At 67.0% G+C, this 1405-nt stretch carries 3 protein-coding genes; 2 read left to right on the top strand and 1 reads right to left on the bottom strand.

All coding sequences use genetic code 11. The features are described 5' to 3' along the window. Together F6S12_RS31725 and F6S12_RS31720 are read left to right on the top strand one after the other, a co-directional pair. A partial coding sequence (locus F6S12_RS31725; protein ID WP_315869855.1) for a flagellar hook-length control protein FliK occupies positions 1-907 on the top strand: 907 nt, incomplete at its 5' end. Continuing rightward, positions 904-1233 carry an EscU/YscU/HrcU family type III secretion system export apparatus switch protein gene (locus tag F6S12_RS31720; protein WP_011060013.1) on the top strand — a complete coding sequence of 110 codons (330 nt, stop codon included), beginning with the start codon at positions 904-906 and terminating at the stop codon, positions 1231-1233. The genes F6S12_RS31725 and F6S12_RS31720, both read left to right, overlap by 4 nt. 59 nt (positions 1234-1292) lie before the next feature. On the opposite strand, the gene F6S12_RS31715 is transcribed toward F6S12_RS31720, so the two are convergent. Beyond that, positions 1293-1405: DUF2802 domain-containing protein (locus F6S12_RS31715; RefSeq protein ID WP_315869856.1), on the bottom strand; the 113-nt coding region annotated here is incomplete at its 5' end.

The following is a 1405-nucleotide window of genomic DNA, read 5'->3' as shown; positions in this document are numbered from 1 at the left end:
GCCCGCCGACAGTGACCCCTCGACCACCTCCACTGACCTGCGCGCCGCCGTCGAGCGTCTGCTGGCCGGCCTGCCCGACGTGCAGCAACTGAGCAACCCGCGCGGCGTGGCCCAGGCCTTGCTGGGCAGCGGCCTGTTCCTGGAAGCCCGGCTGCTGGCCGGGGCCAACCCGGGGCAGGTGCCGGACATGAAGGCCGACCTGTTGCGCCTGATCGCCCAGCTGACCCCGGGCCTGCCCTCCTCCACCAGCTTCAACGCCATCCTGGCCGCCAACACCCTGGCCCAGTCGCTGCCCAGCTTCGTGCGCAGCGCCCTGGGTACCCTCGGCCAGGTCAGCGCCAAGGCTTCGCCCACCGGCTTTCCATTGCCGGAACGGTTGCTGCAGAGCCTGGAAGGCGAAGGTGACCTGGAACAACTGCTGCGCCTGGCCGCCGCGGCCGTATCGCGTTTGCAGAGCCATCAACTGTCGAGCCTGGAGCAAAGCGGCCTGACCGACGATGGCCGGCTGTTGAGTACCTGGCAGTTGGAAATCCCCATGCGCAACCTGCAGGACATCGTGCCCTTGCAGGTCAAGCTGCAGCGCGAAGAGGCGCCGGAACCGGAGCCGGAACACAAACGCGAGGAACGTGAGCCCAAGCAGGCCCTGTGGCGGGTCGACCTGGCCTTCGACCTGGAGCCTCTGGGCCCGCTGCAAGTCCAGGCACAGCTGATCCAGGGCCGGCTGTCCAGCCAGCTCTGGGCCGAGCGCCCCTATACGGCGAGCCTGATTGAAAGCCACCTGGGCAACCTGCGCGAACGCCTGCTGGCCTCGGGACTGAATGTCGGCGACCTGGATTGCCACCTCGGCACTCCGCCCCAGGGCCCGCAAACCCGATTGGAACAACGCTGGGTGGACGAAACCGCATGAAGCACTCTCCGCCACCACGCCAGGCCATCGCCCTTAAATACGATGGCCAGCAAGCTCCGACCCTCACCGCCAAGGGCGATGACGAACTGGCCGAAGCCATCCTGAAGATTGCCCGGGACTATGAAGTACCGATCTACGAGAACGCCGAGCTGGTGAAGCTACTGGCGCGACTGGAACTGGGCGAGAGCATTCCGCCGGAGCTGTACCGGACCATCGCCGAGATCATCGCCTTCGCCTGGAACCTCAAGGGCAAGTTCCCGGCGGGGCATGATCCGCAACGGGCGGAACTGGAGAAGGACGTCACCGAACGCGGCGACGATTACTGATACAGCCCGGCCGCATGAGGGCCCCAGGGGCCTTTTTGCAGCGGGCGTTCGCGGCTACATCAGCCTTTGTGCAGCTTGCTGACCAGCTCCGCTTCGGCCTGGGTGAGGCCGCAGGACTGGGTCAGCTCGTCGACGCTGGCACCCATGCCCACCAGGCGCGCGGCCTGGGCGA

It is taken from the genome of Pseudomonas sp. JV245A (assembly GCF_032424515.1).
Taxonomy (GTDB): Bacteria; Pseudomonadota; Gammaproteobacteria; order Pseudomonadales; family Pseudomonadaceae; genus Aquipseudomonas; species Aquipseudomonas protegens.
Note: the sequence above shows the minus strand (reverse complement) of the source record. Positions and strands in the feature narration are given on the sequence as shown.

Bases quoted from the DNA above. Each gene is read 5' to 3' on its own strand.
- F6S12_RS31720 (WP_011060013.1), top strand. From the start codon at position 904: ATGAAGCACTCTCCGCCACCACGCCAGGCCATCGCCCTTAAATACGAT.